Genomic DNA, 14,210 nt, shown 5'->3' with positions numbered 1-14,210 from the left:
ACGCGATGGCCGAACAACGCTCAGAAGGAATGCATCCCGGCTGGTGGACTCTCATTTTCGTCGTCGCCATCGTCGCCACCATCGCCACGACCACGATCCTGTTCTCGGGTTCTCTGCGCGACTACGTGTCGGTGACACTGACCGCGGATCGCGCCGGCCTGGTGATGGACCGCGGCGCGAAGGTCACCTTCCGGGGCGTGCAGATCGGTCGGGTGGGCCGGGTCACCGGCGGGCGGGACGACGTGAGCTTGACGCTCGAGATCGAGCCGGACCAGCTGAAGTACCTCCCGGCCAACGTGGGGGCGCGCATCCGGGCCGGGACGCTGTTCAGCGGGAAGTTCGTCGAACTGGTGTACCCGAGCGACCCCAGCGCCCAACGCCTGACCGAGAACGCCGTCATCACTTCCGGCAACGTCAGCACCGAGATCAACACCCTGTTCCGCGACGTCGCCGACATCCTGGACCGCGTCGACCCGGAGAAGCTGCAGGCCGTGCTGGCCGCGCTCGCCAAGGGATTGGGCGGCCACGGCACAATGATCGGGCAGACCATCACCGACACCAAGGAGGTTCTCACGGCGATCAACGCGCGCACGGAGACCATCACCGCCGACGGCCGGGCGCTGCGGGAGATCAGCGACACCTACAGCGATGCCGCGCAGAACGTCCTGGCCGCACTCGATGCCGCCGCAACCACCAGCGCCACCGTGTCCGACCACGCACAGGACTTGGACTCCGTGCTCACCGGTGTGGTCGGGCTGGCGCGCGGCGGCATCGACCTGATGGGCGCGAGCCAGCCGAACATCACCACGGCGGTCAACGTCTTCGAGTCCACCGCCCGTCTGCTGTTGAAGTACAACCCGACGTTCACCTGCACGCTGGTCGGCGCCAAGACCGCCCTGGACACCGGGTATCTGGACGCCACCGGGGGCGCCAACCACACATCGCTGATCCTCGACAGCGCAGTGCTCTTCGCACCGGATGCCTACCGCTACCCGCAGAATCTGCCGATCATCGGTGCAAAAGGTGGTCCGGGTGGCACACCGGGGTGCGGCTCGTTGCCCGACGTGGCCGCCAATTGGCCGGTCCGCCAGCTCATCACGAACACCGGCTGGGGCACGGGTCTGGACATCCGGCCGAATCCGGGCATCGGCTTCCCCGGTTATGCCGACTACTTCCCGGTCACCAGAGCCGTGCCCGAACCGCCCAGTGTCCGCTACCCGGGTGGCCCTGCACCCGGACCGATCCCCTACCCGGGCGCACCGCCGTACGGGGCAGCGCTGTACGCCCCCGACGGAACGCCGTTGTGGCCCGGCCTTCCTCCGGCACCGCCGCCCGGCGCTGCCCGCGAACCCGGCCCACCGCCGCCAGGCTCGGAACCGTTCGAGGTGCCCGCACCGGCACAACAGCAACCGACACCCACCCCGGCACCGCGATGAGGCAAGCATGAAAGAGAACCTCAGCGGTGCGATCTGGCGCGTCGGCATCTTCCTGACGGTGTGCGCACTCGGCCTGGCGGCGATGCTGGCGGTCTTCGCCCAACTGCGCTTCGAGCCCGAACAGACGTACACCGCCGAGTTCCGCACGGTCTCGGGGCTGGAGAACGGCAATTTCGTCCGCATCGCCGGAGTCGAGGTCGGAAAGGTCAACAACATCAGGATCCGCGACGACGGGATCGCCCTGGTCGACTTCGGGACCGACGCCTCCGTGGTACTGACGGAGGGCAGCAGAGCGGTGATCCGCTACCGAAACCTGATCGGGGAGCGCTACTTGGCGCTCGAGCAAGGTGCCGGTGGCACCCGGATACTCCAGCCCCGCGCCACCATCCCGTTGTCGCACACGGCCCCCGCGCTTGACCTCGACGCACTCCTCGGTGGCTTTCGCCCGCTGTTTCGCGCCCTCGACCCCGACCAGGTCAATGCGCTGTCCGGCCAGCTGATCGACGCCCTGCAAGGCGAAGGCACGACGATCACGGCGTTCCTGACGCAGACCGCGAACGTGACCAACAAGCTGGCCGACCGCGATCAGCTGATCGGGCAGGTCATCACGAACCTCAAGACGGTTGTGGGGTCGTTGGGCGACCACAGCTCACAGTTCGCCACCGCCGTCGACTCACTGTCGGCGTCGTTGACGACGATGGCCGACCGAAGGCAGGACCTTCGTAACGGACTCGTCCAGGCCAATGAAGCGGCGGCGTCGATCGGCGACTTGCTTGCGCAGGGTCGCGAGCCGCTCAAAAGTGTTGTGCGCGAAGCCGATCGGACCGCCACGGCGGTCCTGTCCGATCGCGACTACTTCGACCACTTCATCGACACCCTGCCAGATGCCTATCAGATGCTCAACCGGCAGGGCCTCTACGGAGACTTCTTCAGCTTCTATCTGTGCGACCTGATCCTGAAGCTGAACGGCAAAGGTGGACAACCCGTTTACGTCAAGGTGGCCGGCCAGTCCAGCGGAAGGTGCACGCCCAGATGAAGACGTTCGCAGAGCGCGATCCCATCCTTGTCGGTGTGGTCGGTGTCGCCATCACGCTCGGCATCATCGCCGGGGCCCTCAACTACGGGAAGCTTCCGTTCGTCAACTCCAACCGGGCCTATTCGGCGTTCTTCGCCGAAGCGGGAGGGCTGCGCACCGGGGCCGCGGTGCAGGTGTCCGGCTTCAAGGCAGGCGAGGTCACCGGCATCGACCTCGATGGCCCGCGGGTGCTAGTCACCTTCGAGGTCGACAAGGACATTCGCCTCGGTAACCGCACCGAGGCGGCGATCAAGACGAGGAGCATTCTCGGGGCCAAGATCCTCGAACTGACCCCAAGGGGCGACGGCACGGTATCCGGCCCCATCCCCCTGGACCGGACGACATCGCCCTATCAACTGCCTGACGCTCTGGGTGATCTGACTGCCACCATCAGCCAACTGGACACCGATCGGTTGTCGGACTCGTGGAAGGTGATGGCCGACGAGTTCGCCCAGACCGCGCCGGCGCTCAAGACCGCGCTGCAGGGTGTGTCGCGGTTCTCACAGACACTCAATGACCGCGACGCCCAGTTGCGCAAACTGCTCACCGACGCCGACAAGGTGACGGCGGTACTGGCGGAGCGCAGCGACGCCATCGTGAAGATGCTCGTCGACAGCGACGCCCTGCTGACCGACCTGACGAGCCAGAGCCAGGCCCTGGACGAGATCTCCGGAACCATCTCGGCGGTGAGCCGTCAGATCAAAGGAGCCATCGCCGAGAACCGGCAGACGCTGGCGCCCGCGCTGGACAAGCTGAACCAGCTGCTGACCATCCTCGACAACCGGAAGGATCGGATCGCGCTGGCAATCAAGGGATTCAACCAGTACGCGATGTCGTCGGGTGAGTCGATGTCCTCGGGACCGTTCTTCAAGTTCTACATCGCAAACCTGCTGCCCGGGCAGTTCATCCAGCCGTTCGTCGACGCCGCCTTCTCGGATCTCGGCCTCGATCCGAGTGTCCTGACACCCGCACAGCTCACCGATCCACAGCTCGGCCAGCCGGCAACCCCCGCGCTGCCGATGCCGTTCCCCCGGACCGGACAGGGCGGTGACCCCCGATTGACCGTTCCCGACGCGATCACGGGCATCCCCGGCGATCCTCGCTATCCGTACCGGGACCCCTCGCCGGCGCCGCTGCCCGGCGGTCCGCCACCCGGACCACCCGCGGATCCCTCGCCCGCTCCGACGCCGTCACCTGTCCTGGTGCCGGGCCCGCCTGTCGAGGGGCAGGGCCGATGATCCGGCGCGCCAACATCCGCGTCGGCCTGGCCGCGCTATTCGCACTGACGTGTGCTGTCGCCGTTACGCTGCTGGCTCATTCGGCCGGCGAAGCGAATCGACGAACCGTCATCGGGTACTTCGCGAACAGCAACGGAATCTTCGTCGGTGACGAGGTGCGCATCCTCGGGGTCCCGGTCGGCAAGATCGACAGGATCGAGCCGGAACCGACCCGCGTCAAGATCACCTTCTGGTATGACGGCCGGTACCAGGTGCCCGCCACGGCCAACGCGGTGATCCTCTCTCCCGCCATCGTGACCGCGCGAGTCATCCAGCTCACGCCGGCCTACACCGGTGGGCCCGAGTTGCAGAACAACACGGTGATCGGCGAAGATCGCACCGCCGTCCCGGTCGAATGGGACGACCTGCGGTCGCAGCTGGAACGAATCAGCGAGCTGGTGCAGCCGACCGAACCGGGTGGAACCAGCACGCTCGGATCGGTCGTCCACACCACCGCAGAGACGCTGCGCGGCCGAGGTGCAGACCTTCGGCGGACGATAATTGCACTGTCACAAGCGATTTCAGTCGTTGGCGACCACAGCGACGACCTGTTCGGCAGTCTGAAGAACCTGTCGGTTCTCGTCTCCGCCCTGCAGGACAGCGGTGAGGTGATGCGACACCTCAACGCCAACCTCGACTCTGCGACCGGGCTGCTGACCGACGAGCCGAACGAGATCGGTGACGCCGTCGCGGCACTCGACGGCGTGGTCGGCGACGTGCGCACGTTCGTCGCCGACAACCGTGAATCACTCGGCACCACAACGGACAAACTCGCATCCGTGTCGACGACGCTGACGGCCAGCCTCGATGACATCAAGCAGGCGTTGCACGTCGCCCCGAACGCGCTGCAGAACCTGATGAACACTTATCAGCCCGCGCAAGCCACGATGGGTGGCGCATACGCCTTCAACAACTTCGCAGACCCGATCACGTTTCTGTGCGGGGCGATACAAGCCGCGTCCCGGCTGGGCGCCGAGCAGTCGGCCAAGTTGTGCGTCCAGTACCTGGCGCCGATCGTCAAGAACCGCCAGTACAACTTCCCGCCCCTAAGCGAGAACCTCATCGTCGGCGCCGCCGCCCGGCCCAACGAAGTGACCTACAGCGAGGACTGGATGAGGCCCGACTACATCCCGCCGGCGGCGACGAATCCGGCTGTAACCGGGCCGGATTCGCCGCTGCCCGCCGAGGTGCAGCGCACTGATCCCGCGGACGGTCTGACCGGCATGATGCTGCCACAGGAGGGCCGATGAGACAGACACCGCTGAGCCGGGTGATTGCCGGGCTGCTCGTCGCGTCCATGGCCGCCGCCACCTCGGGGTGTGCGTGGCGCGGGCTGAACTCCATGCCTCTGCCGGGGACCGCCGGCCGGGGCCCGGGTGCCTACACGGTCCAGGCACAGCTGCCCGACGTGCGCACCATCGAGCCGAATTCCCGTGTGCAGGTTGCTGATGTCACGGTCGGAACCGTCACCAAGATCGAGCGGCAGGGCTGGCACGCGCTGCTGACAATGAGTATCGACGGCGACGTCGAGCTGCCGGCCAACGCCACGGCAACCGTCGGCCAGAGCGGTCTGCTCGGCTCGCTGCACGTCGAGCTGGCGCCGCCAACCGGTGGCGCACCACGCGGCAGGCTGCAGGACGGGGCGCTGATCCCGCTGTCGTCGGCAGGCAGGTATCCATCGAGCGAACAGGTGCTCTCGGCAGTCTCGTTGTTGCTCAACGGGGGTGGGATCGGTCAGGTGCACGACATCACGGAGTCGCTGAGCACCGCGCTGGCCGGCCGCGAACAGGACGTGCGCAGCCTGATCGCACAGCTGGACACGTTCACCGGCTACGTCAACGACCAGGTCGGCGACATCATCGCCACGGCCGATAGCCTCAACTCCCTGGCGGGTCAATTCGCCGAGGAGAAGCCGGTGGTGGACAGGGCCCTCGACACCATCCCCGATGCGCTGCGGGTGATCAGCGACCAGCGGCAGACCCTGGTGGACGCACTCGACCAAATCGGCGAGTTCAGCTCTCTGGTGGCCGATTCGACGAACCAGACGAAGGACAGCCTGATCACCGAACTCAAGAACCTTGGTCCGGTGCTGCAGTCATTGGCCGACGCCGGGCCCGCCTTGACCAGGTCGCTGGGTCTGTTCGCCACCTACCCGTTTCCGACCGACAACGTCGGGATCTGGCAGCGCGGTGACTTCGCCAACCTGACCGCCGTCATCGACCTGACGCTGAGCCGCCTCGACGCGTCGTTCCTCACCGGGACACGCTGGGAAGGTGACCTGACCGAACTGGAGTTGCAGTGGGGCCGCACGATCGGCCAGCTGCCGAGTCCCTACACCGGTGGCAATCCGCTTCTCGCTCCCTACCGTTGGGACCAAGGACGATGACGTGCCCCCGCTGACGCTACGCATCCGTATCCAGTTGGCGCTCTTCGCCGTGATCGCGCTGATCTTCGCGGCGGCCATGGCCTTCGGCTACATCAGACTCCCGGCGATGTTCGGGATCGGCCGCTACCAGGTGACCGTCGAACTGCCCCGGACGGCGGGCGTCTATCCCGGCGGCAACGTCACTTACCGGGGAGCGGAGGTCGGCCGTATCAAAGGGGTGCATCTGACCGAGACAGGAGTGGCGGCGGTGCTCTCACTGAAGTCGGGCACGGCGATCCCCGCAGACCTCGATGCGCAGGTGCACAGCCAGTCGGCGGTCGGCGAGCAGTACATCGCGCTACTGCCCCGCCGGGATTCGGCACCGCTGAAGAACGGAGATGTCATCTCCGTGGACCGCACGCGCGTACCCCCCGACTTAGATTCGGTGCTCGACTCGTTGAACACCGGCCTCGATGCGATTCCCCACGACGACCTGAAGACTGTGGTTGACGAGTCGTACGTCGCGTTCGGCGGTCTCGGGCCTGACCTGTCCCGACTCGTCACCGCGGGCGGCCGACTCGCGGCGGGCGCGCGCCAGAACCTGGATCCGTTGGTGAACCTGATCGACCAATCGCAACCGATCCTGGAGGCACAGAACGACTCTCAGACCGCGGTCGGTGTCTGGACAACGCACCTGTCGACCATCAGTCAACAGTTGCAGGCTAATGACGCCGCTGTGGCCGAGCTTCTCGTACAGGGTGGCCCGGCCGTCGAGGAAGTCCGCCTGCTTCTCGAGCGGATTCGGCCGACTGTGCCGATTCTCGCCGCGAACATGGTCAGTGTGGCGCAGGTGATGCTCACCTATCAGCCCGGCTTGGAGCAGCTGCTGGTGTTGTTGCCGCAGAGTGCGGCCGTCGCGCAGGCGATCGTCCTGGCGAACCGGGACACCCAGCAGCCCTACCGGGGCGCGTACCTGAGCTTGAACCTGAGCCTCAACCAGCCGCCGCCGTGTACAACCGGCTATCTCCCCGCTCAACAGCAGCGCGCGGCGGCACTGGAGGACTATCCGGATCGGCCGCCCGGATACCTGTACTGCCGGGTGCCGCAGGACTCGCCGCTCGGCGTGCGCGGCGTGCGGAATCTTCCCTGTGTCAATCGACCCGGCAAGCGGGCGCCGACCGTGGCGATGTGCGACAGCAACGAGAACTACGTACCGCTCAACGACGGATACAACTGGAAGGGCGATCCCAACGCCACGATCTCGGGTCAGGGTGTGCCCCAGCCCGCGCTCGCCGGCGCGGAGTACGACCCCGCGACGGGCGCCTACATCGGACCCGATGGTCACCGGTACACGCGCACCGATGTCGCGGAAGGCGCTGTTCCGCCTAAGGATTGGCAGTCAATGCTTCTGCCCGGGAGCTGAATCTCCGACGGCCATGACCCAACCCCCGTTACGGTTTCGGCGTGACCTCGACGCTCGGCGGCAGCGGAGAGGGCTCCGGCTGCGTCGAACGGCGGATGATCGTGAAGGCCGCCGCTCCGCCGGCCAGCACCACCACGGTGATGCCGGCGGCCAGCAGCCGCGGCCTGCGCCGGCTGCGCGGCCTGCGTGCCTTGTCCAACGTCTCGGGCAGGTTCGCGATGGCCTCCTGCGCCGCGGCGAGTTCGGCCTTCAGCTGGCGGGCGACCTGGCTGGTGCGGTAGCGCTCACCGACCCAGGACGCCGACGACCGCACCGAGTCGACGCCCAGACCCACCGCTCCCCTGGTGACGTCCACCGGCCCGACCGTCGAATACTTCAGGCCGCGGCTCAGCCGCTGGCTCGGGGTCATCCGGACTCGGGTCTTGGAGCTCATGGCCCACCTTTCTCGGCAGCGCGTGACTAGGACCTCCAGCCTGCCACTTCCGCCAACCCCACGGTGCCCGGTTGGGGGTCGGAGGCGGCGTGGCACACTGGCTTCCCGTGACGAGTCCTCTTCAGACCGCGACCGCGACCCTGCACACCAACCGCGGCGACATCAAGATCGCTCTGTTCGGCAACCACGCGCCCAAGACGGTGGCCAACTTCGTCGGCCTGGCCCAGGGCACCAGGGACTACAGCACCGAGAACGCGTCGGGCAGCTCGTCCGGCCCGTTCTACGACGGCGCGGTCTTCCACCGCGTCATCGACGGCTTCATGATCCAGGGCGGCGATCCGACCGGTACCGGTCGCGGCGGCCCGGGCTACCAGTTCGCCGACGAGTTCCACCCGGAGCTGCAGTTCGACAAGCCCTACCTGCTGGCGATGGCCAACGCGGGGCCGGGGACGAACGGCTCGCAGTTCTTCATCACCGTCGGCAAGACGCCGCACCTGAACCGGCGCCACACGATCTTCGGTGAGGTCGTCGACCCCGAGTCGCAGAAGGTCGTCGACGCGATCGCCACCACCGCGACCGATCGCAGCGACCGCCCGACCGATCCGGTCGTCATCGAGTCGGTCACGATCTCCTGACCGCTCACCTCACGCCCCGGCGCCGCGCGCGAAGCCGGCGTCGGTCAGCGCGTCCAGCACGCGCAACGGATCGGTGCCGAGGTCCCATCGGCTGAGCACCAGCAGCCGGTCGTCGGTGGTGTCGATCTCCAGCAGGCGCATCGTGCGGCCGATCCGGCGGAACTCCGTGATGCGGATCAGGCTGATGTCCGGGCGCGCCAGCCGCCTCGTGGTGAACCACCCGCGGTAGGTCAGAACATCGCCGTCGATTGCCAGTTTCGGCCGGGCGCGCCAAGACGCGACCGCAAACGCGAGCAACCCCACGGCCGCAACGCCGATGAGGATGCGCCCCGGAACGTCTGTGACCAGCGTCACAACGGCGATTGCGAGCAGGACGCCCGCCGCGGCGGCCCCGGCGATGCCAGCCGTCGGTGGACCCCAAGATGTTTGCTGAGCGGCCAACTCACACACTCCTACCGCGACGAACGGGGTTATCCACAAGTGCTATCCCCAATGGGGATGAATCACATCGATGTGATCCGGTGACCGCGGGGTTGCGAGCAGGCGAACGCCGGGGGTCGAGATCTTCGTCACATCCGGCTCCGCCGACGGTCAGCGCCAGCGCATCGTGAGCAACAGCCCGGTGATCATGAAGGCAAACGCGATGCCGTAGTTCCACACGTTCAGGTTGCTCATCCATTGCAGGAAGCTGGGAACGTCCGGGCCGCTGCCCGCGAGCTGGAAAACGATCAGCCAGACGAGCCCGATCAGCATCAGGCCGACGAACAACACGACGAACCAGACGCTCGACGGACCGGCCTTGACCTTGACCGGAGTCCGGCTCACCGGATTGATGGTGAAGTCGTTCTTCTTGCGGACCTTGGACTTGGGCATGGGTACCTTCGGACGAATCGGTGCGACGATGTGTAGTGCAAAGCCTAACGCAGCTACGAGCAGCACCGACGCGTGAGGAGACCGAACCGATGAAAGCCCGTGACGCAACCGTGCGGCGGCGATCGATGTGGCGGTTCGGGGTGCCAGTGGTGTGTGCGGCCGCGGGGCTGCTGCTCGGGGCCACGCACGGGGTGTCCGGTGGGGACGAGATCCGGCGCAGCGACGCACCGCGGCTGGTCGACCTGGTGCGCGAGACGCAGCGGTCGGTCGACCGGCTGACCGCCGAGCGGGACGCGTTGGCGCCGCAGATCGAGAACCATCACGGCGGCTCCCCCACCGCGGCCGCGGCGCTGGCCGCGATCACCCGCCGTGCCGACGCTCTCGCCCCGGAGGCCGCCCTGACACCGTTGCGCGGCCCGGGCCTGGTGGTGACCCTCAACGACGCACAGCGCGACGCTCAGGGGCGGTTCCCGCGCGACGCCTCGCCCGACGACCTCGTCGTGCACCAGCAGGACATCACCGCGGTGCTCAACGCACTGTGGAGTGCCGGCGCCGAAGGCATCCAGATGCAGGACCAGCGCCTGATCGCCACCTCCGCGCCCCGCTGTGTGGGGAACACGCTCCTGCTCAACGGCCGCACCTACAGCCCGCCGTATGTGATCACCGCGATCGGGGACGCCGCCGCGATGCAGCGCGCCCTGGCCGACGCCTCGCTGGTGACGCTCTACAAGCAGTACGCGGTGCGGTTCGGCCTCGGCTACACCGAGGAGGCCCGTGACGTCGAAGTGGTCGGGTACACCGCGCCGGTGCGGATGAGGTACGCCGAGCCCATCGGACCGCTGGGCTACTGAGGGCCCGGCGGTAGCCTGGTCACATGCAGGTTCTGGTCGTCGACAACTACGACAGCTTCGTGTTCAACCTCGTGCAGTATCTGGGTCAGCTCGGGGTCGACGCGCAGGTCTGGCGCAACGACGACGACCGCCTGGCCACCGACGCCGACATCGCCTCTGTCGCAAGGGACTTCGACGGGGTGCTGCTCAGCCCGGGTCCCGGTACCCCGGAGCGGGCCGGCGCGTCCATTCCCCTGGTCAACGCGTGCGCGGCGGCGGCGACGCCACTGCTGGGCGTGTGCCTGGGTCATCAGGCCATCGGTGTCGCGTTCGGCGGCACCGTCGACCGCGCACCCGAACTGCTGCACGGCAAGACCAGCATCGTCTTCCACACCGACAGGGGAGTGCTCAAAGGCCTGCCCGACCCGTTCGTCGCGACGCGCTACCACTCGCTGACGATCCTGCCGGACACCGTGCCCGACGAGCTGGAGGTCATCGCCCGCACCGAAGGCGGCGTGATCATGGGCGTGCGGCACATCGAGCTGCCGATCCACGGCGTGCAGTTCCATCCGGAGTCGATCCTCACCCAGGGCGGGCACCGGATGCTGGCCAACTGGCTCGCCGAGTGTGGCGCCGCACCCGCCGAGGCGTTGGTCGCCCGCCTCGAGGACGAGGTCGCGACCGCCGTGGCGGCCGCTACGACGCGAACCCCAGCGTGATCCGCGAGCCGTAGTTCACCGCGGAACCCGGGGCTGGGCTCTGGGTGACGACGGCGTTGGTCCGCTGACCGCTGTTCTGCACGTCGGCGCCCTTGTCCAGCACGCCTGTCCAGCCCAGCGCGCGCAGCCGTGGTTCGGCGTCGGTCCAGAACTGGCCCGTCAGGTCCGGCATCACGAACTGGTTGCCGCGCGAGACCTGGATCTGGATGACGGTGTCCTGGGGGACGGTCTGACCCGCCGCCGGATCGCTGCCCATGATCTGTCCGGCGGCGGTGGTGCTGTCCACCTCGACCGGAACCGTCTTGGTGAACCCGGATGCGGACATGACCTGCTGGCACACCTCGATCGTCTGCCCGACGCAGTCGGGCACCACGGCCGTGGACGGGCCCCTGCCCACCACGATGGTGATCTCGTTGGTGATCGCCGAGGTCTGGTTGGCCGGCGGCACCGTCGACAGCACGCGGTCGCGCTGCTCGGCCAGCGACGCCGAGACGGTCTGCCGGAAGCGGCTGAAGCCCGCGTCGGTGAGCTTCTTGACCGCATCGCCGTAGCTCAAGCCGGACACGTCGGGCACTTCGCGCTGCTCTGGCCCCGTGGACACGTTGACCGTGATCTCGTCGCCGGCGCTGACCGAGGAGTTGGCCGCCGGATCGGTGCTGATCACGTGGTCGGGCGGCACTTCCGAATCCGTGTTCTTCGCCACCGTCGTCTTGAAGCCGCGGTTCTGCAGGGCGGCGATGGCGTCCTCGGACACCTGCCCGCGCACATCGGGCACCTGCACAGCGCGGGTCTCGCCGCCGAACGAGTTGATCGCGATGGTGACCACCACGGTGAGAACGGCGAGCACCGCCACCGCGACCAGCCACCGGCCCACCGACCCTCTGCGCTCGCGCGCCACGTAGCGGGGCTGGTGCGCCACCGACTCGGTGCGCGAGTGGGACGGAGCAGACGACAGCAGGGACGTCCGTTCGGCGTCGGTGAAGATCTTGGGGGCGTCCGGACGCTCGCCGCTGTGCACCTTGACCAGGTCCGCACGCATCTCGGCGGCCGTCTGGTACCGGTTGTCGGGGTTCTTGGCCAGCGCCTTGAGCACGACGGCATCGAGGTCGGGGGAGATGTCGACGTGCCGCGCCGACGGCGGCACCGGGTCTTCCCGGACATGCTGGTAGGCCACCGCGACCGGGGAGTCGCCGACGAACGGCGGCTCGCCGGTGAGGATCTCGTAGAGCACGCAACCGAGCGAGTACACGTCGGAGCGGGCGTCGACCTTGACGCCGCGGGCCTGCTCGGGGGAGAGGTACTGCGCGGTGCCGATCACCGCGGCCGTCTGGGTGACCGGGTTGCCTGCGTCGGCGATCGCGCGGGCGATGCCGAAATCCATCACCTTCACCGCGCCGGTCTTGCTGATCATGATGTTGGCGGGCTTGACGTCGCGGTGGATGATGCCGTGCTGGTGGCTGAAGTTCAGCGCCTGGCAGGCGTCGGCGATGACCTCGATGGCCCGCTTGGCCGGCATCGGGCCCTCGGTGTGCACGATGTCGCGCAGCGTGACCCCGTCGACGTACTCCATCACGATGTAGGGCAGCGGGCCCGTCGGGGTCTCCGCCTCGCCGGTGTCGTAGACCGCGACGATCGCCGGGTGGTTGAGCGCGGCGGCGTTCTGCGCCTCGCGGCGGAAGCGCAGGTAGAAACTGGGGTCCCTGGCCAGGTCGGCACGCAGCACCTTGATCGCGACGTCGCGGTGCAGGCGCAGGTCGCGTGCCAGGTGGACTTCGGACATGCCACCGAAGCCCAGGATCTCGCCGACCTCGTACCGGTCGGACAGGTGCTGTGGGGTCGTCATCGCAACATCAGTTCTGGCTGGGGCGCACCGCGGGCGGCGGCGCGTGGACAGGGGGTCGTATTACCCACAAACGGGCGTTCTCATGATCAATGATGGTGGCGGGCGCGGCGGCCGGCGTCTCCGAGGTGCCGCTCTGCGACGGCGTCTCGGTGACCGTCGGCGGCGCGGGCCCCCGGTCCTTGCGGTCCTGGGCGTTGAGCACGATCAGGATCGCGATGACGATCGCCAGCGCGCCGAGCACACCGGCGGCCCACAGCAGCGCCCGCTGACCCGACGAGAACGTCCGGCGCGCCGGGGGAGCCGAGCGGTGGTGGCTGCCGGTGGTCCGGGTGCGGGAGGTGGCGGCCGGGGCCCGGCCGGTCGGCTCCGCGGGGCGGGGGGCGATGGCCGGCTTCACCGCGGTCGGTGCGGCGCGCCCGATCGACGGTGCGGCGTTGGGCCGTGGCGGGCGCCGGCCCGCGCGCACGGCGGCCACGGCGTCGGCGAACGGGCCGCCCGACTTGTAGCGCATGCCGGGGTTCTTCACCAAGGTGATCTCGATGAGCTCGCGCACGTTCGGCGGCAGGTCCGCAGGCAGCGGGGGAGGGTTCTCCTTGATGTGCTTCATCGCGACGGTCAGCGCGCCGTCCCCGGTGAACGGGCGCTTCCCCGAAACCGCTTCGTAGCCAACGACTCCCAGCGAATACACGTCGCTGGCCGCGGTGGCGTCGTGCCCGAGTGCCTGCTCGGGCGCGATGTACTGCGCGGTGCCCATCACCATGCCGGTCTGGGTCACCGGAGCGGCGTCGACGGCCTTGGCGATGCCGAAGTCGGTGAGCTTGACCTGCCCGGTCGGGGTGATCAGGATGTTGCCCGGTTTGACGTCGCGGTGCACCAGGCCGGCGGTGTGCGCGACCTGCAGAGCGCGGCCCGTCTGCTCGAGCATGTCGAGGGCGTGGCGCAGCGACAGCCGGCCGGTGCGCTTGATGACGGAGTTCAGCGGCTCGCCGTTGACGAGTTCCATGACGAGGTACGCGGTGCGGCCCTCGCCGTCGATGTCCGTCTCGCCGTAGTCGTACACGCCGGCGATGCCCGGATGGTTGAGCATCGCGACCGTGCGGGCCTCGGCCCGGAACCTCTCGACGAACTCCGCGTCGGTGGAGTACTCGGCCTTGAGCACCTTGATCGCGACCCGCCTGCCCAGCCGCGAGTCCACGCCCTCCCACACCTGGCCCATGCCGCCGGTGGCGATCAGGCGCTGCAGCCGGTACCGGCCCGACAGCGTCACTCCGACGCGGGGGCTCATCGCTCGTCTCGCTTCG

Annotated in this window: 14 protein-coding genes; 9 read left to right on the top strand and 5 right to left on the bottom strand. The window is 68.1% G+C overall.

The genetic code is table 11. From position 1 onward, the window contains the following. Positions 1 to 5 precede the first annotated feature (5 nt). The 6 genes from G6N45_RS04170 to G6N45_RS04145 are packed head-to-tail and all read left to right on the top strand — an operon-like array spanning position 6 to position 7,576. On the top strand, positions 6 to 1,436 hold the full coding sequence (locus G6N45_RS04170) for an MCE family protein (RefSeq protein ID WP_163720537.1): 1,431 nt from the start codon (positions 6 to 8) through the stop codon (positions 1,434 to 1,436). 7 nt (positions 1,437 to 1,443) lie between these two features. Continuing rightward, positions 1,444 to 2,472 (top strand): MCE family protein, encoded by a 1,029-nt coding sequence (locus G6N45_RS04165; RefSeq protein ID WP_163720536.1) that lies wholly within the window; start codon positions 1,444 to 1,446, stop codon positions 2,470 to 2,472. Next, positions 2,469 to 3,749, top strand: coding sequence for an MCE family protein (locus G6N45_RS04160; RefSeq protein ID WP_163720535.1), 1,281 nt, complete (start codon positions 2,469 to 2,471; stop codon positions 3,747 to 3,749). The genes G6N45_RS04165 and G6N45_RS04160 overlap by 4 nt, the downstream gene beginning before the upstream one ends. Further along, a complete protein-coding gene (locus G6N45_RS04155; protein WP_163720534.1) occupies positions 3,746 to 5,038 on the top strand; it encodes an MCE family protein in 1,293 nt (430 codons plus the stop codon). Before G6N45_RS04160 ends, G6N45_RS04155 begins: the two co-directional genes overlap by 4 nt. Beyond that, positions 5,035 to 6,174 carry a virulence factor Mce family protein gene (locus tag G6N45_RS04150; protein WP_163720533.1) on the top strand — a complete coding sequence of 380 codons (1,140 nt, stop codon included), beginning with the start codon at positions 5,035 to 5,037 and terminating at the stop codon, positions 6,172 to 6,174. Before G6N45_RS04155 ends, G6N45_RS04150 begins: the two co-directional genes overlap by 4 nt. Before the next feature lies 1 nt (position 6,175). After that, the gene (locus G6N45_RS04145; protein ID WP_163720532.1) at positions 6,176 to 7,576 is read left to right on the top strand and encodes an MCE family protein; all 1,401 of its coding nucleotides are present in this window, start codon (positions 6,176 to 6,178) and stop codon (positions 7,574 to 7,576) included. 28 nt (positions 7,577 to 7,604) lie between these two features. On the opposite strand, the gene cwsA is transcribed toward G6N45_RS04145, so the two are convergent. Next, positions 7,605 to 8,009 carry a cell wall synthesis protein CwsA gene (cwsA, locus tag G6N45_RS04140; protein WP_163720531.1) on the bottom strand — a complete coding sequence of 135 codons (405 nt, stop codon included), beginning with the start codon at positions 8,007 to 8,009 and terminating at the stop codon, positions 7,605 to 7,607. A gap of 107 nt (positions 8,010 to 8,116) precedes the next feature. Between cwsA and G6N45_RS04135 the strand changes: the two genes are divergently transcribed. Next, positions 8,117 to 8,644, top strand: coding sequence for a peptidylprolyl isomerase (locus tag G6N45_RS04135; protein ID WP_057149914.1), 528 nt, complete (start codon positions 8,117 to 8,119; stop codon positions 8,642 to 8,644). A gap of 9 nt (positions 8,645 to 8,653) precedes the next feature. On the opposite strand, the gene G6N45_RS04130 is transcribed toward G6N45_RS04135, so the two are convergent. Both G6N45_RS04130 and crgA read right to left on the bottom strand, forming a co-directional pair. Then, complete coding sequence (locus G6N45_RS04130) at positions 8,654 to 9,085, bottom strand: PH domain-containing protein (protein ID WP_163720530.1); 432 nt, start codon at positions 9,083 to 9,085, stop codon at positions 8,654 to 8,656. 150 nt (positions 9,086 to 9,235) lie between these two features. Next, positions 9,236 to 9,517, bottom strand: coding sequence for a cell division protein CrgA (gene crgA, locus G6N45_RS04125; protein WP_048472524.1), 282 nt, complete (start codon positions 9,515 to 9,517; stop codon positions 9,236 to 9,238). Positions 9,518 to 9,606: 89 nt separating this feature from the next. On the opposite strand from crgA, the gene G6N45_RS04120 reads away from it, so the two are divergent. Next, on the top strand, positions 9,607 to 10,368 hold the full coding sequence (locus G6N45_RS04120; protein ID WP_163720529.1) for a DUF881 domain-containing protein: 762 nt from the start codon (positions 9,607 to 9,609) through the stop codon (positions 10,366 to 10,368). A 23-nt stretch (positions 10,369 to 10,391) separates the two neighbouring features. Then, positions 10,392 to 11,066, top strand: a complete 675-nt coding sequence (locus G6N45_RS04115; protein WP_163720528.1) for an aminodeoxychorismate/anthranilate synthase component II — start codon at positions 10,392 to 10,394, stop codon at positions 11,064 to 11,066. Here G6N45_RS04115 and pknB read toward each other — a convergent pair. Both pknB and G6N45_RS04105 read right to left on the bottom strand, forming a co-directional pair. Continuing rightward, complete coding sequence (pknB, locus tag G6N45_RS04110) at positions 11,044 to 12,909, bottom strand: Stk1 family PASTA domain-containing Ser/Thr kinase (RefSeq protein ID WP_163720527.1); 1,866 nt, start codon at positions 12,907 to 12,909, stop codon at positions 11,044 to 11,046. The two genes, G6N45_RS04115 and pknB, sit on opposite strands and share 23 nt — an antisense overlap. A 7-nt stretch (positions 12,910 to 12,916) precedes the next feature. Further along, positions 12,917 to 14,194 (bottom strand): protein kinase domain-containing protein, encoded by a 1,278-nt coding sequence (locus G6N45_RS04105; RefSeq protein ID WP_163720526.1) that lies wholly within the window; start codon positions 14,192 to 14,194, stop codon positions 12,917 to 12,919. Positions 14,195 to 14,210 lie beyond the last annotated feature (16 nt).

This window comes from Mycolicibacterium psychrotolerans, from assembly GCF_010729305.1.
Classification (GTDB): domain Bacteria; phylum Actinomycetota; class Actinomycetes; order Mycobacteriales; family Mycobacteriaceae; genus Mycobacterium; species Mycobacterium psychrotolerans.
The sequence above is the reverse complement of the archived record's forward strand: the minus strand, read 5'-3'. Positions and strand labels throughout refer to the sequence as shown.